Here is a 21,585-nt window from a genome sequence, read left to right as displayed (position 1 = left end):
GGGTAAATTCCCCTTGCCCGGCCTCCCCGGGCGGTCGTCAGCAGTGCTCAGGCAGGTGTTTTGAAAGTCTTCACCGCGCTCTACGGACTCACCGACGCGTCCGAGCGCGCCCGGGCTCTGCGGGACGCCGGAGCCGGCGGCGTCGCCACCTTCGAGGGGCCGCACGACGTGTTCGCCCCGCTGACACTGGCCGCGGCGGTGGGCGGACTGGACCTGATGATGAACGTGGCGATCGCGTTTCCGCGGAACCCGATCCACCTGGCGCATCAGGCCAACGATCACCAGCTGCTCAGCGGCGGCCGATTCATCCTCGGTCTCGGCACGCAGGTTCGCCCGCAGATCGAGAAGCGGTTCGGGGCGCAGTTCGACCATCCGGTGGCCCGCATGACGGAGATGATCGCTGCCCTGCGCGCGATTTTCGACGCGTGGAATTCCGGTGCCCGCCTGGACTTTCGGGGCGAGTACTACCGGCACACGCTGATGACGCCGACGTTCGATCCCGGGCCGAACCCCTACGGCCCGCCGCCCATCTACGTCGGCGCCCTCGGGCCGAAGCTGACCCGGGCCACCGCCGAGCACGCCGACGGCCTGCTGGTGATGCCGTTCGGGTCCAAGCGTTTTCTGCACGACACCACGATGCCCGCGGTGCGCGACGGGCTGCGGGCCGGTGGCCGGCGGCCCGACGAGTTCGCCGTCATTCCCGAAATCATCGTGTCGGCGAGCGAGGAGGACGGGCACGCGAGCACGCGAAAGCTCTTGGCGTTCTACGGGTCCACGCCGGCGTATCGGCCGGTGTTGGCCGCCCACGGCTGGGAGAACCTGCAGCCCGAACTCAACGCGATGTCCAAACAGGGCCGCTGGCAGGAGATGGCCGGCCTGATCGACGACGAGATCCTGCACACGCTGGCCGGCTGCGGTACCCCCGCGCAGATCGCCGCGTACATCCGGGACCGGGTCGACGGCGTCGGCGACACCGTGTTCCTGTATCAGCCCACGCCCATCGGACTGGAGACCCTGGCCGCGATCGTCGACGAGCTGGGTTAAGCCGCAGTATTCGCAATCCTCTTGGAAACAAAGTCAATTCGAGAGACCGAACGTCAAGTCGTCGCGGCGCTGTTTCGGCCCACGAACCGTTGTTCGATCAGGTCGGCGCCGTGGGCAACGCCCCCGGTGGCCGCGAACCCGGCCGCCACTCGCCGCGCGCCGTCGGTCATCGCCATTGCTTCGCGGACCTTCGCGCGCAGCCGCGCCGGCGTCAGCTTCTTTGCCGGCAGGCGGGTGCCGCAGCGGGCCACCTCGACTCGCCGCGCGACCTCGAACTGGTCGCGCCCAAACGGCACCACGCACACCGGAACTCCGCGGGCGAGCGCCTTTTGGGTGGCGCCCATTCCGCCGTGCGTCACCGCGCACACCGCACGATCCAGCACCGCGCTGTGCGGAACGAACTCGCACAGCGTTGCGTTCGGCGGCGGCGTGATGTCCTTGGGCAGCCCGGCCAGGAACGTCGCGATCACATGGACGGGCTCGTCGGCGAGCGCGCTCATGGCGGTGACGACCAACTTCTTATCCGCTTGGTACTCCGATGACGTGGTGACCAGCACGTTCGGACGGTCATAGGCCTCCAGCCAGTCGGGAAGCGCATCCGCCGGTGGCTCGAATACGCACGGGCCGATCATGTGTACCGCTTCGCCCCAATCGGTCTGCGGGTACTCAAAGGGTTTACCCGTGGCCACCAGCATCAGCGGCGCACGGCGAAAGAATTCGTCCGCCGACGTGACCGGGCGTACACCGATGTCCGCGCGAACCTTATTCAAGGGCGGCAACATTGACCTTTCGAGGATGCCCATCACGATGGGCCGCAGCGCCGCGTCGCGAAGTCGGCCCAGCATGCCGGGCAACGGCTTCAGGCCCGGCCCGAACGGCGGGACGCCGGGCGAGCGCAGGAACGGTGTGTAGGGCGAGAAACAAACCCACGGGACCGAGCCGGCGTCGGCGGCCGAGAGCGCGCCCCAGCAATTGACGTCGATAAGCAGCGCGTCCGGCCGAACCTGCGCGACGGCATCCGTAAGGTCCCCGACTTCGTAGGCGGCGCGGCGGCAGAACACATCGACTGCGCGCTTCAGCGCGGCGCGCGGGTTCGGCGCCTTCCAGTCGTCGTGGGCGATCGCCTCGATGCGCGAATCGATGGCACCGGTGGTGAAGCCCAGCTCTCGCCCGACCTGGACCCCCGTGGACAGGGTCCGCAGATGAATCTCGTGGCCGCGGCGGGACATCTCCGAGAGCAGTGCGCTGATCGGGAACAGATGACCGAACGCCGTCGACGTGTAAGCGAGGATTGTGGCCATCGTTTCCACACCTTCTTGATTTCTCACACTTCCTTGACTTCTCGCACCTTCTTGACGAGGGGTTGAAGCATCTCGCGCAGCGCAGCCCGAGCCTGCCGGCGGGACAGGCCCATCCGGATGCGCAACACTTCCCAGGTCCCCAGGTCGCAGATCGCGATCAACTGGGCGAGCCGGCGCTGTCGGGCGGCGGCGGTCAGTGGCTTGAGCGTTGCGGCGAAACCCGTTTCGCACCAACGCTTGTGGTAGTCGCGGGCAAACGCGAGCGCCGGCTGGATCGTGGGGGTGGTGGACTCTTCGGTGAGCACCTTGAGCATCAGCCGACCGTGTGTCTCGTAGTGTTCCATGAGGTTGTCCAAGAGGTCGTCGAGATCGTCGGGGATCGCATGGTCGCGCTGGTCGACGATCTCGGCGGCAAGCCGCGATATCGTCTCTCCGACCAGCGTGTCCTTGCCGTCGAAGCGGCGCAGGATCGTCTGAACCGCGACGCCGGAGCGCTCCGCGATGTCGGCCAGCGTGATAGCGCCGACGGGTTTCTCGGTGAACAGCTGCTTGGTGGCGTCGATGATCTTGTCCGGGGTTTCCGCCGCGGCGGCGGCCCGGGCAGTCATGCGGTAAGGCCGTCTTGCCACCTTCATGTTAATGAGACTAACATGAAATATCTCGTTTCGACAATCCTGGAAGGCGCGCCCATGAGCATCGTTATTGGCCGCACCATGGCTCTGGCCGTCGGCGCGGTCGCAGTCGGCCTCGGCATTGTCGCGGCCGCCCCCGCCGCGGCATCCCCGGCGGACCCGTACACCCCGACGCCGCGACCCCACCCGGCACCGGTAGGGCCGGTGCAGGCCGGGGTGCCGACGCCGGCGACCAGACCGGCACCGTCGCCGGTTGGGCCACTGCGCGGTGGGACGGTGCCGGCGGTGACCCCCGATCCCCCGCCGCCCTGCCCTCCCTACCCGCCTCCGCCGCCGCTGGTGGCGTGGCCGGGCTGTCTGTTTTGACCCCCGTAGTCAACCGGCGAACGTCGACTTGATGCACGAGAAAGGCCGGCGAAACAGCGCAACAAGTCGACGCTCGCGCCAAATGTTTACGGCGCGACAGTCAGCCAGTCTTTGAATCCGGACGGGTCGTGGCGGCCCAGCGCGCCGTGCTCGTACAGGCCCCAGCCCTCTACCGGATCTGCATCGCCGTCGCGGCACACCGCGCGGCCCACATGGTCGATCACGCCGAAACCGGATCGCGCGACGATCGCCGGGTCGGTCATGTCGTAGGTCAGGCGCTCGACGAACTTCTCGCCCTTCCACATGCCGTGCAGCCAGTCCGAGTCGCCGCCGTAGCCACCGCCGACGTGAATGGGCACCGGCAGCTTGGACTCCACGTCGAAGTGGACCGGGGTGCCGTCGGGGGCGGTCGCGTCGATCGTGGCGCCGGTCGGGATGCGGGTGCCGGAGCGGTAGTGGATCTTGACGCGCGGCCAGCCCAGTTGCTCGACGCGGCCGTCGCGCCAGATCCGGGTGCAGTCGTTGAGCGAGCGGAACCCGTTGGGCTCCTCCTGGATGATCAGCACGATCGCGAACTCATCGAACGCCATCGGCACATACAGCCACCACATGCCCTCGAACGGCGGGTCGGCGGGCCGGCCCGCCGGCTCGGGCTCACCGATCGGCCGGATGCCCCAGGACCGGTCGCGGCTGCCCAGCCAGGTCGCGGGGTCGACGGCGATCTCCTCGCCGTCGATGGCGATGCGGCCGCTCCAGCTGCCGAGCTGGGCGAACCGCTGCGCGTCCAGCGTCACCCGGTTGCCGGACCGCAGGATGTGCGGCTGCTCCTGCACCACGTCGAACAGGCCTTCCCAGGTGAGATCGGCTGCGATGCCTTCGGTTTCGTCGAGGACCAGCCGGAGTTTGCGCAGCGGATCGATCACCTCGATCCGATAGCCGTTGACGTTCTGGTTCAGCCGGTCCTGATCGATGGCGTCGGACAGGTGCACCGCGGTCTGCGTGTCCCCGCGCCGCACCAGCAAAAACGCGTCCTTGACCCCGAGGTTGGGGTAGTAGCCGATGCCGCTGATCACGAAGATGTCCCCGGTGCGGTCGTGGGCGTTGAAGTAGGAGCGGTCGTAGAAGTTGCGGTCCGAGGAGCCCGGCCACGCGATCGGCTGGGGGATTTGATGGACCGGGAACTCGTCGAGCGGGCCAAGCATCAGCGTTCCTCTCCGATGAGACGCCTCATCAATCCGGCGTGGTAGAACAGCGATTCGACGTCGTCGGGTTTCTCCACCTCGCCGAAGTGCACCCGCCGTGCACCCGTGCGCATGAAGACGCAAGCCCACATCACACCCGAGTAGACATAGAGCCAGTGCAGGTCGCCCACCTCGACGCCGGTGAGCCGTTGGTAGGTGGCGCGGACGTCGTCCTCACGCATCACCTCGGGCAGGCCCGGCAGCGTCGCCAAACCGGCGAGCTCTTGAAACACCATGTGCGCGAATATCATCCACGCGACATCGAGCTCACGCGGCCCCAGCGTCACCATCTCCCAGTCCAGCACCGCCACCGGGGCGAAGTCGCGGTACAGCACGTTGCCCACCCGGGCGTCGCCCCACAGCAGCACGGGCTCCCGTGCGGCCACCTCGTGCGGCCAATTGTCTTCCAGCCAGCCGAAAGTCCGCTCCAGCAGCGGCGAGGGGCCGATGTCGGGCACCGCGAAGTCGTACCAGGAGCGCACCCAGTTGAAGTGCCGGCGCAGCGCGGTGTCGCCGGTCTGCCCCTGTGTGAGGAAGCCAAACGTGTTCGCCGCGTTGGGAATCGAGTGCAGCTTCGCCAGCACCCCCACGGTGGCGTCCTGCAGTTGACGCTGGCGCTCGGCGGGCGCGTCGGCGAACCAGTTACCGCCGAACGTGTAGGGCATGACATCGGGGGGCACCACGCCCTCGACGTAGTCCATGAGGAAGAAGGGCGTTCCCAGCACCTCGCCGGTGTTCTCCAGCCAGCGCACCCGGGGGACGGGGACGTCGGTGAGCTCGCCGACCATGCGGATGACTTCGAATTGGTGGTCCAGGCGATAGGTCGGGAAGACCTGGACGTCCTCGGCGCTGGGCGCGACCCGGGCCACGAGTTTCTGCTCGACCGGTTGCCCGTCCTGTTGCCAGCGGGCGGTCAGGATGATGGTTTCCGACGACATGCCCGTCGAGTCCACGCCGCTTTCCACGATGACCTCGGGCTTGGCGCCGCCGGGCAGGACCGTGGACAGCCATTGCGACATGACGGCGGGCAGGGTGGTGACGTCGCGGCTGGAGCGCTGAAGTCGGTCGACGTTGTCGAGGGCCGGTTCACTTGCCACTGGTGCCTCCATTCTTCGACACGTTCTCGCGGCAATTACGATACGGTAGGTAGCGTTATGAAAGCAGACCCGTCCTACCTTGACAAGGCCCCGGTCGCCGGGCGGCCCCGGGATCCGCGCATCGACGCGGCCATCCTAGCGGCGACCGCGGAACTGCTTGTGGAGATCGGCTATTCGAACCTCAGCCTGGCCGCGGTGGCCGAGCGCGCCGGGACCACGAAATCGGCGCTGTACCGGCGGTGGTCGAGCAAGGCCGAATTGGTGCACGAGGCGGCGTTCCCGACGGCGCCCACCGCGCTGGAGGCCCCGGCCGGCGACATCGCCGCCGACGTCCGGATGATGATCGAGGCCACCCGCGACGTGTTCACCACCCCGGTGGTGCGGGCCGCATTGCCCGGGCTGTTGGCGGACATGACGGCCGATCCCGCCCTGAACGCCCGGGTGATGTCCCGCTTCGCCGACGTCTTCCTGGCGGTGCGGGTGCGGCTGCGCGAGGCCATCGACCGCGGCGAGGCCCATCCCGAGGTGGATCCGGACCGGTTGATCGAGTTGATCGGGGGAGCGACGATGCTTCGGATGCTGCTGCGCCCGGACGAAAAGCTGGATGATGCGTGGGTGGATCAAACCACCGCGATCGTGGTGCACGGGGTGACGGGATGACCGGGCGGCTCGCGGGCCGGACCGCGATCGTCACCGGCGGCAGCCGCGGCCTGGGCCGGGCGATCGCGCTGGCGCTGGCGGCCGACGGCGCGGCGGTGGCCGTCGCGGGGCGTACCGAGCGGGTGTGGGACGACCGGCTGCCGGGAACCATCGGCGAGACGGTCGCCGAGATCGAGGCGGCCGGTGGGCGCGCGGTGGCGGTTCGCGCCGACCTGACCGACCGCGAGGACGTCGCGCGCTTGGTGAGCGAGGCGCGAGAAGCGTTGGGCCCCATCACCATTCTGGTCAACAACGCCGCGTTCACGGCGCCCGGCCGCCCGCCGGCGCCCGGCGCGCAGCCGCGCCCCAAGCAAGCCAAGCCCGAGTCCGCCTCGGGTGCCAAGCCCGGCTGGCCGGGTTTCGTCAGCACCCCGCTGCACGCGTATCGGCGGCACTTCGACATCGCGGTCTTCGCCGCCTACGAGCTGATGCAACTGGTGTGCCCGGACATGATCGAGGCGGGCGGCGGCTCGATCGTCAACATCACCTCGGTCGCGTCCCGGATGCCCGGCAACGGGCCCTACCCCGACCGCAGCGGCGGGGTCCTGCCCGGGTACGGCGGGTCCAAGGCGGCGCTCGAGCATCTCACCCAGTGCGCGGCGTACGACCTGGCCGACCACAACATCGCGGTCAACGCGCTGTCGCCGTCGAAACCGATCCTCACCCCGGGGCTGGCGTATTACGCCCGCGAGTTCGTCGACACGGCCCTCGCGGATGAATTCGCCCGTGCCGCAGTGCAGTTGGCGCTGGTGGACCCGGGCGTGGTCACCGGTCGCACGATCGGCCACCTCGACGTCCTCGACGGCAGCTTCCGGCCCTTCACGGTCGGTTAGGGCTCGGCTTGGCCGCGGTCACTGCTTTGATGATCGTGGCGTACACCGGGTGCCATTGCAGGGAACGGAACCCCGCGTGCAGGACCAGGTTGCTGGCGCGGGCCTTGGTGCGGGCCTTGCCGCGACGGCTGGTGGCCAAGGTCGGCAGCAGCCACCGCGAGAACTGGTCGACCAGTACCAATCGGCCTCCGGGGCGCAGGACTCGCGCGCATTCCACGAGTCCCGCCTGCTGATCGGTCCAGTGATCGAACGATGTGGTGCTGACGATGAGGTCGAAAGTGGCGTCGGGGTAGGGAATCTCTTCGGCCACCCCGACGGCGAAGGTCAATCGATCATCGGGAGTGAAAGCACTTGCTGTCGCAATCATTTGAGGCGCGGCATCGATTCCGCAGAGCTGCCTCGCGGCCGGATAACGGCCAGCGAGGGTGCACAGCAGGTAACCCGTGCCGCACCCCACGTCCAGCACGTGTCTGGGAGAGGCGGCGGTCACAACGGCGAGAGCGGCTGTGCGATCGGAAATCTCATGGTGCAGCCGGCCACGCCAGCCGCGGTCGTATTGGGGCGCTCGATCATCGAACGCCGCCAGGTCACGGTAGGGCGGCACGAATCAAGTCTCGGCAGCTGTGATCGTGGAAGCAACCCGGTGCTCAACCTTCGTCCGGATTCGGTGGGTCGGGGTCGCCGCGGAGAAGTTCCTCGGGGTGGTGGGCGTGGTTGATTTGTGGTGGCCCACTGCCGTCGGTCCACCCGAGGCGCCCGTTCTCGGTGACCTCGGTGTGGTATTCGCCGCGGCTGGCCGCGCCGTGGTCGCAGCCGCAGGCGAAGAACAGCTTGTCCGCATCGGTGCGGCCGCCCGCTATCCAGTCGGGGGCGTGGTGCACCTCGCAGCGGTAGCCGGGTTGCAGGCAGTTGGGGCGGGTGCAGCCGCGGTCGCGGGCGTAGCAGATCAATCTTTGGTCGGCGGTGGCGATGCGTTTTTGGCGGCCAAGATACAGTGGCCGGCCGGTGTGGTCGTCGAACACCGCCAGGTAGTGAATGGCTTTGGCGGCCATGCGGATCAGGTCGGGCATGGGCAGCCTGGACCCGCCGCCGGTGCTCGCCGGTGCGGGCGTCGGGATCGCCGGGTCGAGGGCGGCGTGTGCGGCGCGGTCGAGTTCGGCCAGGGTGGTGGTGGCGACGACGGTGACCGGGTGACCGCGGTGGGTTCCGAGCTCACCGGAGCCGATGGCGGTCTGCAGGGCGAGTTTGAGCGCGTCGTGGCAGCGTTGGGCGGCGCTGCGCTGATCGCGCTGCTCGGGCCCGGCGGCCTCGGGTTGATGGCGCCCGGGCCGCACCGCCGCCTCGATCGCTTCGAAGTAGGCGCGGGCCTCGGGGTCCAGCAATCCCGACAGCCGCGACATCCCATCAGGTCCCTGCGGGCCCAGCCTTAGCCCGCGCCGCCGCGCCCGGTCCTCGTCGGTGAACAGCCCGTCGGGATTGAGGTAGTCGGCGATGCGCTGGCCCAGCCTGGTCACGACGCGGGCGTCGAGCTTTCTGGCGTGCTCGACGAGCGTGCGCTCGGCCTCGGCCACGTCGGTGGGCGACACACTGCCCGGCAGGACATCGACCGCGCGGCACACGACGCGGATGTGGTCCTCGCCGACCGCGCCGGCCTCCGCCGCGGCCGCCAACTCGGGCAACTCGGGTGGCAGCGGCGGGCCGGTCAGCGAACGCCGCGGCCGAATCCGGGCGGCCAGTTTGAACCGGCGCGTGATTTCTTGTGGAGTGATGCGCAGCCGCGCCCAAAGCAGGTCGCGCACCGCGGGCACGAATCCGGTCCCGTCGGGCGGGTCGGCGATCTCGCCGAAGAACCGATACATCAGCCCGCGATTGGTGCGATCCTGGGTCTCCAACCGCTCGGCGACCCCGACGCGGAAATCGTTGCCGACGACATCCGAGGGGGTCTCGCGCAGCACCAGCTGGGCGGCGTCGATCGCATCGAGAGCGGCGCTGATCCGCTCACGTGCCTGCTCATCACCGATCGGGAGACCCATGCCCCAAATCTATCGAACGTGTGTACGAATGCGCCCACGTTCGCCCAGTTTACGGCCCGCACTGTGGATGAAACAGCGACTGTGGATAACCCAGGCGCGCGTCGGCGCCGTTTGTAGCGTTGCACGTGCCTGACGTGCAAGTATGAGGAAAGGCCTGTACCGCAACGGCGGCAGGCGAACCGGTCGAGTGGTGTGCCGATGCCCGGTATTGACAAGCCCACGGGGCGCGTTGTCGCGCTGATCGTGCTGCTGATCGTCGTCGCGGCCGCGTTGCGTGGATACCTTCCGGCTCACGAACACGCGGCGCGCTCCGAGGCGGGCGCCAACCGGGCGGCCCTGGTGTTCGTCGCCGCGGCCCTCGGCGTGGCGGTCGCGCTGGTGGCCTTCGCGGTCATCGCCCGATTGCGTGACCCGCGTGCGCTTGCGCCCTACAACCGGGACCTGTCCGAAATGCTCGGCACCGGCAGGGGACGGCCGAATTGGCGGGTGCTGCTGATCGGGCTCGGCGTGATCGTGGCCTGGCTGCTGGTCGCGATTCTGTTGTCCCGGGTGTTCGCCCCGCACCAGGTCACTCCGCCGCCGCAGACCCCGGACGTCGGCGCGCCGCCCTCGCCGCGCGTCAACCCGCAGCCGCCGCAACAGCCGCACCCGCGAAACGACAACGGGGACATGCTCGGAATCCTGCTCGCCGCCACGGTTCCGTTGCTGTTGATCATCGTCGCCGGGTCGGCAACCATGGCGCTGCGGCGGTGGAGGGCGTCCAAACCGGTCACCGTCGTCGACGACCCCGTCGAGCCCGCGCCGCCGCCCAAACCCTCGGAATCGCTTGCGCGGGCGGCCGAACTCGGGCTGGCCGAGATCGGTGACCTCAACCGCCAACCTCGCGAGGCCATCATCGCGTGCTATGCCGCGATGGAAAGGGAGCTCGCCCACGTTCCGGGCGCTGCCCCCCAGGACTTCGACACCCCGACCGAGGTCGTGGGCCGGGCCGTCGAAAACCATGCGCTGCAGGTCGATAACGCGGTGCAGCTGGTGAACCTGTTCGAGGAGGCGCGATTCAGCCCGCACGTGATGAACGAGGGGCATCGCGAGACGGCGGTGCAGGTGCTGCGGCTGGTCCTGGCGGATCTGCGGAGCCCGGTATGAAAAAGCTCATCTCCCTGGGTGTTTGCCTCATCGTCGGGATCGAGCTGCTGACGCTGATCGTGCACGATCGCAAGTTCGTGCTGGCGGCATCCGGCGTCGCGCTGGCGCTGGTCCTGCTCAGCGTCCGCCGCGTCCTCGGGCACGGGATGGGATCCACCGGCGAGCCGGACCCCGACGATCTGGGCGACTCGTTGCGCCGCTGGCTCGCCACCACCGAGACCACGATCCGCTGGTCGGAGTCCACCCGATCCGACTGGGACCGGCACCTGCGCCCGATGCTTGCGCGTCGATACGAAATGGCAACGGGCCAAAAGCAATCCAAGGACCCCGTGGCGTTTCACTCGACCGGCCGAATGCTGTTCGGCGACCAACTGTGGGAATGGGTGAACCCCAACAACGTCGCGCGCGGCGGTGACCACCGGCCCGGTCCCGGCCGTGCGGCGTTCGAAGAGATCCTGCAGAGGTTGGAACAAGTATGACAACGATGCCGGCTGCCACGACCACCGCGCACTGTGAGGCGGTGCTCGACGAAATCGAACGGGTGGTGGTGGGAAAGCGCTCCGCGCTCACCCTGATCCTCACCGCGGTCCTGGCGCGCGGCCACGTGCTCATCGAGGACCTGCCCGGCCTCGGCAAGACGCTGATCGCCCGATCCTTCGCCGCGGCGCTGGGGTTGCGATTCACCCGGGTGCAGTTCACCCCGGACCTGCTGCCCGCGGACCTGTTGGGATCGACGATCTACGACATGCAGTCCGGCCGCTTCGAGTTCCGCGCCGGGCCCATCTTCACCAACCTGCTGCTCGCCGACGAGATCAACCGCACCCCGCCCAAGACCCAGGCGGCGCTGCTGGAGGCGATGGCCGAAGGCCAGGTGAGCATCGACGGCGAAACCCATAAGCTACCAACACCATTCATCGTGCTGGCGACCGACAACCCCATCGAGTACGAGGGCACCTATCCACTGCCGGAGGCGCAGCTGGATCGGTTCGCGATCCGGCTGGAGCTGCGCTACCTCTCCGAGCGCGACGAGACCTCGATGCTGCGCCGGCGCCTCGAACGCGGTTCGGCCGAGCCGACCGTCGACGAGGTGGTGGACGCGCACGACCTGCTGGCGATGCGCGAATCGGTCGAGCAGGTGACGGTGCACGAGGACGTCCTGCACTACGTGGTGTCCCTGGCCAACGCCACCCGGCATCATCCGCAGGTCGCCGTCGGCGCCAGCCCGCGCGCCGAACTCGACCTGGTCCAGCTCGCCCGGGCCCGTGCGCTGCTGCTGGGCCGGGATTATGTGATCCCCGAGGACGTCAAGGCGCTGGCCACCCCGGCGATCGCGCACCGCATCACGCTGCGGCCGGAGATGTGGGTGCGCAAGGTGCAGGGCGCCGACGTCGTCGAGGAACTCCTGCGACGCCTGCCGGTGCCCCGGACGCGCGGCGGGACCGGATGAGTCCGGCATGAGCTTGCTGTGACTCGAACCCGCGAAGTCGAGTTCCGCTGGCGCGCATCGCAACTGACGCTGGCCGTCGCGACCTGCGCCCTCGTTGCGCTGGCGGCCGCCGTGATCGGGGCGCGCTGGCAGCTGATCGCGTTCGCTGCGCCGCTGCTGGGCGTGCTGTGCTCGATCAGCTGGCAGCGCCCGGTGCCGACGGTCCGCGTGCACGGCGAGCCCGACGCGCAGCGATGTTTCGAAAACGAGCAGGCGCGGGTGACCGTGTGGCTGTCGGAGCAGACGGACGCCACCGGCGCCCCGGCGGCCGAGCTGACGGTGACGGCCGTCGACGGGATGCAGCTGGACGTTCTGGACGCGGATTCCCGTCGCCAAACCGTGGCGGTGACCGCGGCGCGTTGGGGGCGATATCCGATTCGGGCCCGCGTCGACGTGGTCGCGCGCGGCGGGCTGCTCGCGGGGACGGCCACCGTGGAGGCCGCCAGCGTCCTGGTGTTTCCGCTGACGCCGCCGCAGGCGACGCCGATCCCGCGAACCGAGTTGCTCGACCGGCTGGGCGCGCATCTCACCCGGCACGTCGGGCCGGGCGTCGAATACGCCGACATCCGGGCCTATGTGCCGGGCGATCAGCTGCGGGCGGTGAACTGGGCGGTGAGCGCGCGCCGGCGCCAGTTGCACGTGACCGAGCGGTTGACCGACCGCGCCGCCGACGTGGTGGTGCTGATCGACACGTACCGGCAGCCGGCGGGCCCGGCGACCGCGGCCACCGAGCGGATGGCCCGGGGCGCGGCCCAGGTGGTGCAGACCGCGTTGCGGCACGGCGACCGTGCCGGGATCGTCGCGCTCGGGGGCAACCGCCCGCGCTGGCTCGGCGCCGACATCGGGCAGCGCCAGTTCTATCGGGTGCTCGACACCGTGCTGGGGGCGGGCGCGGGGTTCGAAAACACAACGGGCACACTGGCGCCGCGCGCCGCCGTTCCCGCCGGGGCGATCGTCATCGCGTTCTCCACGCTGCTGGACACCGAATTCGCGCTGGCGCTGATCGACCTGCGCCGGCGCGGCCACGTCGTCCTTGCCGTCGACATCCTCGACAGGTCCCCGTTTCAGGACGAGCAGGACCCCCTGGTGGACCGGATGTGGGCGCTGCAGCGCTCCGCCATGTACCGCGACATGGCCACCCTGGGCGTCGACATCGTTTCCTGGCAGGGGGATCGCAGCCTGGACCAGTCGATGGCCGTGTTGCCGGACCGGCGCCGCCGGGTTCGGGGACGGCTGCGGGGCTAGCAGTGATCCGCGTCGCCGCAACCGTTTTCGGCCTCCTGATGGTGGGCCTGGGCGCGGTCGGCGCCCATGGGCCCGCGGCGGTTGCGTGCGCGGTCTCGGTGATCGCGGTGGGTGTGGGGATGGTCTACCGGCCGGCCGCCATGGTTGCCGTGCTGCTGGTGGTGGCCGCGATCGCGTTGTCCGATCCGCGGCCCGTGCCCGCCGCGGTGTCCGGCCTGTGCGCCGCCGGCTACCTGGTGTGCCGGCATGCGGCCGGCAGGGTCACCCGGGTCGTGTTGGAGGGCTGGCCGACAGTCGTTGCCGCCGTGGGGTTTACCCTCGCCGGGATCGTCGCGACGGCGTTCCCGCTGCGGTTGCCCTGGTTGCCGCTCGCGGCGCCGGTCGCGGTGTTGGCGATCTACGTGCTGGCCACCCGCCCGTTCCTGGGTTCGGACTGACTAACCGGCGCTTGCGACCAGGTGCAGCAGCGCCGCGGCGTGGTCGGCCAGATCCAGCAGCGGCTGCGGGAAGATCCCCAAAGCCACTGTGACCACCGCACATACCGCGATCGCGGCCTTGCTCAAGATGCCGGGCGCCACCACGTGCGGCGTGTCGCCGGTGGGCTCGGTGAAGAACATCGACACGATCACCCGCACGTAGAAGTAGGCCGCGATCCCGCTCGCGATCACACCGATGACCACCAGCGGCACGGCACCGCCCTGGGCGGCGGCCTTGAACACCGCCAGCTTGCTGACGAACCCACTCGTCAGGGGAATGCCCGCGAAGGCCAGCAGGAACATCGAAAGCATCACGCCCACAATGGGTGAGCGCTGCCCGAGCCCGGCCCAGTGGGACAGGTTGGCGTCCTCGACACCGTCGGCGTCGCGGACCAGGCCGACGATCGCGAACGCGCCGACCGTGCTGAAGCTGTAGGCGACCAGATAGAACAGCGTGGAGGAAAGGCCCGCGGGGTTGTCGGCGATCACGCCGGTGAGGATGAAACCGACGTGGGCGACCGACGAATAGGCCAGCATTCGTTTGACGTCGGTCTGGTTCACCGCGGTGATCGTGCCGACGGCCATGGTCAGGATCGAGATGGCCCACAGCACCGGCCGCCACTGATCGTGCAGCGGCGGCAACGCGACGTAGACCACCCGCAGCAGCGCGCCGAACGCCGCGACCTTGGTGGCCGCGGCCATGAACCCGGTGATCGGGGTGGGCGCACCCTGGTACACGTCGGGAATCCAGGAGTGGAACGGGACCGCGCCGACCTTGAACAGCAACCCGACCGACAGCAGCGCGACACCGACCAGCGCCATCGAGCTATCGCCGTGCGTTGCAAGCGCATTGCGGATGCCGGGCAACGTGAGCGTGCCGGTGGCGCCGTAGAGCAACGCCACGCCGTAGAGGAAGAACGCCGACGAGAAGGCGCCCAGCAGGAAGTACTTCATGGACGCTTCCTGGGACAGCAGCCGGCGGTGACGGGCCAGCCCGCACATCAGGTACAGCGGCAGCGATAGCACCTCGAGCGCGACGAACATCGTCAGCAGGTCGTTGGACGCGGGGAACACCATCATGCCGCCGACGGAGAGCATCAGCAGCGGGAAGAGCTCCGTCTGGGCGACCCCGGCCCGCTCGGCCTCGCGCTCGGCCTCGCTGTCCGGCACCGCGGACGCTTGCGGGGCAAAGGAATCAAGTCCGGCACCGTGTCCGGCGGCCGCCACCGCCACCTTGCGCTCCGAACTTTGCGCAACAGCGCTGCGCTCGGCGATGAAGATCACCGCCATCATCGCGACCAGCACGATGGTGCCCTGCAGGTACAGCGTCGGCCGGTCGACGGCCATCGCGCCCAGCACCGCGCTGCGACCGGACGGCGCAACGCTGCGGCTGACGACGACGATCGCGACGAACGCCGCGAGCAAACCGCCCAGGCCGAGTGCCACCTGCGCGACGTAGCGAATCCGCCTGGGCACGAACGCTTCCGCCAGCACGCCGGCCACCGCGATGCCGAATACGATCAGCATCGGGCACAGCAGGAAGTACTCGACGCTGGGGGTGGGCAGGGTCATCGGTGCGGTCCTTCGGCTGTCCGGGGCGCGGTGCCGGGCGGCACGGTCGGCGCGGGATCGTGCTGGCCGATGGTGGTCATGGTGTTCTGCACCGCGGGATTGATGACGTCCAGCACCGGCTTCGGGTAGATCCCGAGACCGATCAGCAGCGCGATCAGCGGTGCCACCACGACCATTTCGCGCGCCTTCAGGTCGCCGATGCGGTCGTTGCCCGGGGCCACCGGCCCGGTCATCACGCGCTGGTACAGCCACAGCATGTAGATGGCCGCGAGCACCAGCGCCGTCACCCCGAACGCCGCGGCCAGCCAGTACCGGTTGAAAGTGCCCAGCAGGACCAGGAATTCGCTGACGAACGGCGCCAGGCCGGGCAGCGACAGGGTGGCCATGGCCGCCACCAGGAACGTGCCGGCCATGATCGGGGCGACCTTCTGCACGCCGCCGTAGTCGGCGATCGCCCGGCTGCCGTGCCGCTTTATCAGGAAGCCCGCGATCAGGAACACCGCCGCGGTGGACAGGCCGTGGTTGAGCATGTACAGCGTCGAGCCGCTCTGGCCCTGGCTGGTCATCACGAAGATGCCCAGGATGATGAACCCGAAGTGCGAGATCGACGTGTAGGCGATCAGGCGCATGATGTCGGCCTGGCCGATCGCCACGATCGCGCCGTAGATCACGCCGATGACGGCCAGGACGACGATCAGCGGGCGGAAGTACGTTGAGGCGCTGGGGAACAGCTGCAGGCAGTAGCGCAGCATGCCGAAGGTGCCGACCTTGTCCATCACCGCCATCATCAGCACCGCGGTCGCCGGGGTGGCCTCGACCGCGGCGTCGGGCAGCCAGCGGTGGAACGGCCACAGCGGGGCCTTGATCGCGAACGCGAACATGAAGCCCAGGAACAGCAGCTTGATCACCGCGGGGTCCGCGGCGTAGCGGCCGGACGCGAAGCCGGCCACGATGTCGCGGAAGTCGAACGAGCCCGAGCCGCCCTGCGCGGTCACCACGTACAGCCCGATCACCGCCGCCAGCATGATCAGGCCGCCGAACAGGTTGTACAGCAAGAACTTCACCGCGGCCCGCGACCGTCCGGGCCCCTGACCGAAACCGCCGATCAGGAAGTACATCGGGACCAGCATGGCCTCGAAGAACACGTAGAACAGCAACACGTCCAGCGCGATCACCGAGATCAGCACCATCGACTCGATGGCCAGCGTCAAGGCAACGTAGGCGTGCACGCCGCGGGTGCGCTCGCCACCGTCGTGCCAGCCGGCCACCAGCAGCAGCGGGATCAGCACCGTGGTCAGCAGCACCAGCACCACGGCGATGCCGTCCACGCCGAGGCTGTACCCGGCGCCGAAGGCCGGTATCCAGCGGTGGCTTTCGACGAATTGGTAGGCGGCGCCACCGGGCTTGAAGCCGGCCGCGACGACGGCCGACACCGCCAGCGTGAGGACGCTGACGACCAGGCCGGTCCACCTGGCGAGCCGCCGCAGCCCGGGGGGCATCAGGATGATCAGCACCGAGCCCGCCAGCGGCACCAGCCACAGCACCGTGAGCCACGGAACGTTGTTCAGGACAGGCGAGTTCACCACAGCCGCACCGCCAGGATCAGCGCGGCCACCAGGACGGCGCCCGCCAGCATCGACAACGCGTAGTTGCGGGCGAACCCGGTTTGCAGCCCGCGCAGGCGATTCGAGGTCGCGCTGACCAGTGCCGCCAGCGCGTTGACCGAGCCGTCCACGGCCGCATTGTCGACTTCGACCAACGCCGAAGTCAGTTGCGCGCCAGGGCGCATGAACACCTCCTCGTTGAAGGCATCGCCGTAGAGGTCGGCGCGTGCGGCGGCGGTGAGCGCCGAGACCCGGGCGGGGGCCACCCGCGGAATGGACACCGTGGCATACATGCGGTAGGCCACCGCGATGCCGACGGCGACGACGCCCAGCGCCAGCGCGGTGCTGAGCCAGGCCGGGACGGCGTGGGTCACCTCCTCGTGGGCCCCGACCACCGGTTGCAGCCAGTGCTGCATGGTGCCGCGCCACGCCAGCAGCCCGCCGGAGAACACCGACCCCACCGCGAGCAGGATCATCGGCCACGTCATCACGGCGGGTGCCTCGTGCGGGTGAGCGCCCGGCGCCCAACGCTTTTCGCCGAAGAACGTCATCAGCATCACGCGCGTCATGTAGAACGCGGTGATGCCGGCGCCGAGCAGCGCGGCCCCGCCCAGCAGATAGCCGCGGGCGCCGCCGGCGCCCAGGGCCGCCTCGATGATGGCGTCCTTGGAGAAGAACCCCGCGAACGGCGGCACGCCGATGATCGCCAGATACCCCAGCCCGAACGTGGCGAACGTGATGGGCAGCGCGGCGCGCAGGCCGCCGTAGCGGCGCATGTCCTGCTCCTCGTGCATCGCATGGATCACCGCGCCGGAGCCCAGGAACAGCCCGGCCTTGAAGAAGCCGTGGGTGAGCAGATGCATGATCGCGAACGCGTAGCCGGCCGGGCCCAGGCCGGCGGCCAGCACCATGTAGCCGATCTGGCTGATCGTCGACGCCGCCAGCGCACGCTTGATGTCGTCCTTGGCGCAGCCGATGATCGCCCCGAACAGCAGCGTCACGGCGCCGACGATCACCACCGCCAGCTGCGCGTCGGGCGCCAGGTTGTACAGCGGGTTGGACCGCACGATCAGGTACACCCCGGCTGTCACCATGGTGGCCGCGTGGATCAGCGCCGACACCGGGGTGGGACCCTCCATGGCGTCCCCGAGCCAGGCCTGCAGCGGAACCTGCGCGGACTTGGCGCAGGCGCCCAGCAGCAGCAGCAGGCCCATCGCCGTGAGCGCCCCCCGGCCGGCGCCCGGCGCGCCGGCGAACACCCCGGCGTAGGACAGGGTGCCGAAAGTGCTGAACATCAAGAACATTCCCAACGCCAGCCCGGCGTCACCGACCCGGTTCATGACGAACGCCTTCTTGGCCGCCGTGGCCGCCGACGGTTTGTGGTACCAGAACCCGATCAACAGGTAGGACGCCAGGCCGACGCCCTCCCAGCCGACGTAGAGCACAGCGTAGTTGTCCGCGACGACCAGCAGCAGCATCGAGGCCAGAAACAGGTTGAGATAGCCGAAAAACCGGCGGCGGTCCGGGTCCTCGGCCATGTAGCCGACCGAATAGATGTGGATCAGCGACCCCACCCCGGAGATCAGCAGCACGAAACACATGGACAGCTGGTCGATCTGCAGCCCGAAGTCGAGTGAGAGTCCCCCGACCGGAATCCAGCTGAACACCCGCTGATGGATGACGCGGTCCGCCTCGCCCCGGCCGACCATGTCGGCGAGCAGCGTCGCGCCCACGCCGAACGCCGCGAGCGCGGCGGCGCAGCCCAGCAGGTGCCCCCACGCGTCGGTGCGCCTGCCCCCGAACAGCAAGATCGCGGCACCCGCCAGCGGCAGCGCCACCAGCAGCCAGGTGTATTGAGTCATCTTGGCGTTCTTAGCCTTTGAGTAGGTTCGCGTCGTCGACCGACGCCGATTTACGGGTACGGAAAATCGTCATGATGATGGCCAGGCCGACGACGACTTCGCAGGCGGCCACCACCATCGTGAAGAACGCGATCATCTGCCCGTCCAGGTGGCCGTGCATCCGCGCGAAGGTGACGAACGCGAGGTTGACGGCGTTGAGCATCAGCTCGACGCACATGAACATCACGATGGCGTTGCGCCGCAGCAGCACGCCGGCGGCGCCGATGGTGAACAGCAGCGCCGAAAGATAAAGGTAGTTGGCGGGATTCACGAGCTGCCGTCCCTGACAATCTCGGAGCCGACGTCGGAGCCGGCTTCGGGGGAGGCGGTCCTGTGCTGGGCGAGCTCCCTGCCGTCCGCACCGCGGCTGCGCAGTATCCGCGACACCGACAACCGCGAGTACGAGCCGTCCGGCAGCATCGCGGCCACGTCGACGGCGTTTCGGCGCGCGTACACACCGGGCGGGGGCAGCGGGGTGGGATATGCGCCGGTGCGGAAGCGCTCCTCGGACAGCTCCCGCTGCGTCTTGCGACGCGTGAAGCGCTCGCGGTGGGCCAGCACCATCGCCCCGATGGCGGCGGTGATCAGCAGCGCGCTGGTCAGCTCGAAGGCCCACAGATAGCGCGAAAAGATCAGTGCCGCCAGGCCTTCGACGTTGCCGTTGGCGTTGGCGGTGGTCAGCCCGGTGAAACCGCCGACGGCCACGTTGCCCATGGCGGCGATCAGCAGCACGCCGAACCCGACACCGGTCACCACCGCGGCGACGCGCTGCCCGCGCAGCGTCTCCTTCAGGGATTCCGCGGAGTCGACGCCGATCAGCATCAGCACGAACAGGAACAGCATCATCACCGCGCCGGTGTAGACCACGACCTGCACGACGCCCAGGAACAGCGCGTCCTGGACCATGTAGAACACGGCCAGGCTGATCATCGTCATCGCCAGGAACATCGCCGAGTACACGGCGTTGACCGCCATGACCACCCCCAGCGCGCCGATCACCGCCAGCGCACCCAGCACCCAGAACGTCACCGCCTCACCCGTGGAGGTGCGAGTGATGGTGTCCTGCGCGAGGTTTGAGGCCAGACCCGAGGCCAGCACCACGATCACCGGCCCGCCCCGCCGTCCTGGTTCTCGAGCACGCCGTTCGGGGTCACGTTGCCCTGGTAGTAGTCCTTGTCGGTGGCGCCCGGGGCCCTGGGGTGCGGTGGTGCCGTCATCCCGGGCAGCAGCGGGGCCAGCAGCCGGTCCTTCTCGTAGATCAGGTCGGCGCGGTTGTCGTCGGCCATCTCGTAGTCATTGGTCATCGTCAGCGCCCGGGTCGGGCAGGCCTCGACGCACAGGCCGCAGCCGATGCACCGCAGATAGTTGATCTGATACACCCGGCCGTAGCGTTCCCCGGGCGAATACCTGTCCTCTTCGGTGTTGTCGGCGCCCTCGACGTAGATCGCGTCGGCCGGGCAGGCCCACGCGCACAGCTCGCACCCGATGCATTTCTCCAGGCCGTCGGGGTAGCGGTTGAGTTGGTGCCGGCCGTGGTAGCGCGGCGCGACCGGACCGGGTTTTTCCGGATACTCCTCGGTGACGTGCTTTTTGAACATCGATCCGAATGTCACGCCGAATCCGGCCACGGCGTCCAGGAATTTAGCCACGGGCCTTCTCCTTGCTCGCCGCCGCCAGGGATTTCGCCGGCAGCGGCGGTGTCGGGAATAGAGCTGCGGTGCTTTCGGGGCCGGCGAGCTGTTTGGCCCGGCGGCGCAGCTGTCGTTCCATCGCGCGAATATCGGGGGCGGTGAAGGGCTTTCGCAGCACCAGCACCAGCACCACACCGAACACCACGCTGCTGACCGCGAGCGCCGGGGTCCACTGCTCATACCCCTGGTTGCGCAGCGTGCGAATCACCCCCGCGATCAACACCCAGACCAGCGAGGCCGGGATCAGCAGCTTCCAGCCCAGCCCCATGAACTGGTCGTAGCGCAGCCGGGGCAGCGAGGCCCGCAGCCAGAAGTACACGAACAGGAAGGTCCACATCTTGGCGGTGAACCAGAGCACCGGCCACCACCCGGTGTTGGCGCCCGCCCAAATGTTCAGCGGCCACGGCGCATGCCAGCCGCCGAAGAACAAGACCGTGGCAAGCGAGGAAACCGTCATCATGTTGACGTATTCGGCCAGCATGAACATGGCGAACTTCAGCGACGAGTACTCGGTGTGGAATCCCGCGACCAGCTCGCCCTCGGCCTCGGGCAAATCGAATGGGGCGCGGTTGGTCTCACCGACCATCGAGATCAGGTAGATCAGGAACGACGGCAGCAGCAGGAACACGTACCAGACCCGGTCCTGCGAGGCCACGATCTGCGACGTCGACATGGTGCCGGCGTAGAGGAACACCGCCGCGAACGAGAGCCCCATCGCCACCTCGTACGAGATGACCTGGGCGGTGGAGCGCACCCCGCCCAGCAGCGGGTAGGTGGACCCCGACGCCCAACCGCCCAGCACGATCCCGTACACCCCGATCGCCGACAGTCCCAGAATGAACAGCACCGCGACCGGCAGGTCGGTCAGCTGCAGCGGTGTGCGGTGGCCGAACACCGACACCACCGGCCCGAACGGGATGAACGCGAACGCGGTGAATGCGGGGATCGTGGAGATGACAGGCGCCGCGAAGTAGACGAACTTGTCGACACCGCCCGGGGTGATGGTTTCCTTGAGCGCCAACTTGATTCCGTCGGCCAGGCTCTGCAGGGCGCCCCACGGCCCCACCCGGTTGGGGCCGGGTCGCAGCTGCATCCAGCCGAGAATCTTGCGTTCGAGCAGGATCGCGACCAGCACGTTGAGCATCAGGAACACGAAGATGGCCAGCGCCTTGCCCAGCACCAGCCACCAGGGGTCGTGCCCGAAGGCGGTCAACGCGG

21 protein-coding genes and 1 pseudogene are annotated in these 21,585 nt (G+C 68.8%); 9 read left to right on the top strand and 13 right to left on the bottom strand.

Annotated features, from left to right (window positions below; all coding sequences use genetic code 11):
• Positions 1-60: 60 nt before the first annotated feature.
• Entirely contained in the window at positions 61-1,044 is a 984-nt protein-coding gene (locus OQ968_RS12660; RefSeq protein WP_324678239.1) for a TIGR03617 family F420-dependent LLM class oxidoreductase, read from the top strand.
• Positions 1,045-1,097: 53 nt separating this feature from the next.
• Here OQ968_RS12660 and OQ968_RS12655 read toward each other — a convergent pair whose 3' ends face one another.
• Both OQ968_RS12655 and OQ968_RS12650 read right to left on the bottom strand, forming a co-directional pair.
• Positions 1,098-2,345 carry a glycosyltransferase gene (locus OQ968_RS12655; protein WP_324678237.1) on the bottom strand — a complete coding sequence of 416 codons (1,248 nt, stop codon included), beginning with the start codon at positions 2,343-2,345 and terminating at the stop codon, positions 1,098-1,100.
• A gap of 23 nt (positions 2,346-2,368) precedes the next feature.
• Positions 2,369-2,980 (bottom strand): helix-turn-helix domain-containing protein, encoded by a 612-nt coding sequence (locus OQ968_RS12650; RefSeq protein ID WP_324678235.1) that lies wholly within the window; start codon positions 2,978-2,980, stop codon positions 2,369-2,371.
• A 54-nt stretch (positions 2,981-3,034) separates the two neighbouring features.
• On the opposite strand from OQ968_RS12650, the gene OQ968_RS12645 reads away from it, so the two are divergent.
• Entirely contained in the window at positions 3,035-3,343 is a 309-nt protein-coding gene (locus OQ968_RS12645) for a hypothetical protein (protein ID WP_324678233.1), read from the top strand.
• 86 nt (positions 3,344-3,429) lie between these two features.
• On the opposite strand, the gene OQ968_RS12640 is transcribed toward OQ968_RS12645, so the two are convergent.
• Entirely contained in the window at positions 3,430-4,545 is a 1,116-nt protein-coding gene (locus OQ968_RS12640) for a hypothetical protein (protein WP_324678231.1), read from the bottom strand.
• A complete protein-coding gene (locus OQ968_RS12635; protein ID WP_324678229.1) occupies positions 4,545-5,681 on the bottom strand; it encodes a phosphotransferase family protein in 1,137 nt (378 codons plus the stop codon). The genes OQ968_RS12640 and OQ968_RS12635 overlap by 1 nt, the downstream gene beginning before the upstream one ends.
• 57 nt (positions 5,682-5,738) lie before the next feature.
• On the opposite strand from OQ968_RS12635, the gene OQ968_RS12630 reads away from it, so the two are divergent.
• Together OQ968_RS12630 and OQ968_RS12625 are read left to right on the top strand one after the other, a co-directional pair.
• The gene (locus tag OQ968_RS12630) at positions 5,739-6,341 is read left to right on the top strand and encodes a TetR/AcrR family transcriptional regulator (RefSeq protein ID WP_324678227.1); all 603 of its coding nucleotides are present in this window, start codon (positions 5,739-5,741) and stop codon (positions 6,339-6,341) included.
• Positions 6,338-7,213, top strand: a complete 876-nt coding sequence (locus OQ968_RS12625; RefSeq protein WP_324678224.1) for an SDR family oxidoreductase — start codon at positions 6,338-6,340, stop codon at positions 7,211-7,213. Before OQ968_RS12630 ends, OQ968_RS12625 begins: the two co-directional genes overlap by 4 nt.
• Here OQ968_RS12625 and OQ968_RS12620 read toward each other — a convergent pair.
• Together OQ968_RS12620 and OQ968_RS12615 are read right to left on the bottom strand one after the other, a co-directional pair.
• The gene (locus OQ968_RS12620) at positions 7,200-7,817 is read right to left on the bottom strand and encodes a class I SAM-dependent methyltransferase (protein ID WP_324678222.1); all 618 of its coding nucleotides are present in this window, start codon (positions 7,815-7,817) and stop codon (positions 7,200-7,202) included. The genes OQ968_RS12625 and OQ968_RS12620 overlap by 14 nt on opposite strands.
• Positions 7,818-7,860: 43 nt before the next feature.
• Entirely contained in the window at positions 7,861-9,246 is a 1,386-nt protein-coding gene (locus OQ968_RS12615) for a 13E12 repeat family protein (protein ID WP_324678220.1), read from the bottom strand.
• A gap of 198 nt (positions 9,247-9,444) precedes the next feature.
• On the opposite strand from OQ968_RS12615, the gene OQ968_RS12610 reads away from it, so the two are divergent.
• From OQ968_RS12610 to OQ968_RS12590, 5 genes are read left to right on the top strand one after another with little or no spacing between them, the layout of a single operon-like run.
• Positions 9,445-10,392: a DUF4129 domain-containing protein gene (locus OQ968_RS12610; RefSeq protein WP_324678218.1), complete on the top strand. Its 948-nt coding sequence runs from the start codon at positions 9,445-9,447 to the stop codon at positions 10,390-10,392.
• Positions 10,389-10,871 (top strand): hypothetical protein, encoded by a 483-nt coding sequence (locus tag OQ968_RS12605; protein ID WP_324678216.1) that lies wholly within the window; start codon positions 10,389-10,391, stop codon positions 10,869-10,871. Before OQ968_RS12610 ends, OQ968_RS12605 begins: the two co-directional genes overlap by 4 nt.
• A gap of 5 nt (positions 10,872-10,876) precedes the next feature.
• On the top strand, positions 10,877-11,839 hold the full coding sequence (locus OQ968_RS12600) for a MoxR family ATPase (protein WP_324678214.1): 963 nt from the start codon (positions 10,877-10,879) through the stop codon (positions 11,837-11,839).
• Between the two features lie 18 nt (positions 11,840-11,857).
• On the top strand, positions 11,858-13,123 hold the full coding sequence (locus OQ968_RS12595; RefSeq protein ID WP_324678212.1) for a DUF58 domain-containing protein: 1,266 nt from the start codon (positions 11,858-11,860) through the stop codon (positions 13,121-13,123).
• Positions 13,124-13,161: 38 nt separating this feature from the next.
• Positions 13,162-13,560 carry a hypothetical protein gene (locus OQ968_RS12590; protein ID WP_324678620.1) on the top strand — a complete coding sequence of 133 codons (399 nt, stop codon included), beginning with the start codon at positions 13,162-13,164 and terminating at the stop codon, positions 13,558-13,560.
• Here OQ968_RS12590 and nuoN read toward each other — a convergent pair whose 3' ends face one another.
• From nuoN to nuoH, 7 genes and pseudogenes are all read right to left on the bottom strand, one after another.
• Positions 13,561-15,171, bottom strand: a complete 1,611-nt coding sequence (nuoN, locus tag OQ968_RS12585) for an NADH-quinone oxidoreductase subunit NuoN (RefSeq protein ID WP_324678210.1) — start codon at positions 15,169-15,171, stop codon at positions 13,561-13,563.
• A complete protein-coding gene (locus tag OQ968_RS12580; RefSeq protein WP_324678618.1) occupies positions 15,168-16,739 on the bottom strand; it encodes an NADH-quinone oxidoreductase subunit M in 1,572 nt (523 codons plus the stop codon). The genes nuoN and OQ968_RS12580 overlap by 4 nt, the downstream gene beginning before the upstream one ends.
• A gap of 11 nt (positions 16,740-16,750) precedes the next feature.
• Positions 16,751-18,637: an NADH-quinone oxidoreductase subunit L gene (nuoL, locus tag OQ968_RS12575; RefSeq protein ID WP_324678208.1), complete on the bottom strand. Its 1,887-nt coding sequence runs from the start codon at positions 18,635-18,637 to the stop codon at positions 16,751-16,753.
• Between the two features lie 10 nt (positions 18,638-18,647).
• Entirely contained in the window at positions 18,648-18,947 is a 300-nt protein-coding gene (gene nuoK / locus OQ968_RS12570) for an NADH-quinone oxidoreductase subunit NuoK (RefSeq protein WP_324678206.1), read from the bottom strand.
• On the bottom strand, positions 18,944-19,759 hold the full coding sequence (locus tag OQ968_RS12565) for an NADH-quinone oxidoreductase subunit J (RefSeq protein ID WP_324678616.1): 816 nt from the start codon (positions 19,757-19,759) through the stop codon (positions 18,944-18,946). Before OQ968_RS12565 ends, nuoK begins: the two co-directional genes overlap by 4 nt.
• A 20-nt stretch (positions 19,760-19,779) precedes the next feature.
• Positions 19,780-20,334, bottom strand: a pseudogene (gene nuoI, locus OQ968_RS12560) (NADH-quinone oxidoreductase subunit NuoI); the annotation flags it as partial.
• Positions 20,318-21,580 carry an NADH-quinone oxidoreductase subunit NuoH gene (gene nuoH / locus OQ968_RS12555; RefSeq protein WP_324678614.1) on the bottom strand — a complete coding sequence of 421 codons (1,263 nt, stop codon included), beginning with the start codon at positions 21,578-21,580 and terminating at the stop codon, positions 20,318-20,320. The gene nuoH and the pseudogene nuoI, both read right to left, overlap by 17 nt.
• Between the last annotated feature and the right edge of the window lie 5 nt (positions 21,581-21,585).

Origin of the sequence: Mycobacterium sp. 663a-19 (assembly GCF_035616495.1) — a bacterium.
Lineage (GTDB): Bacteria > Actinomycetota > Actinomycetes > Mycobacteriales > Mycobacteriaceae > Mycobacterium.
Note: the sequence above shows the minus strand (reverse complement) of the source record. Positions and strands in the feature narration are given on the sequence as shown.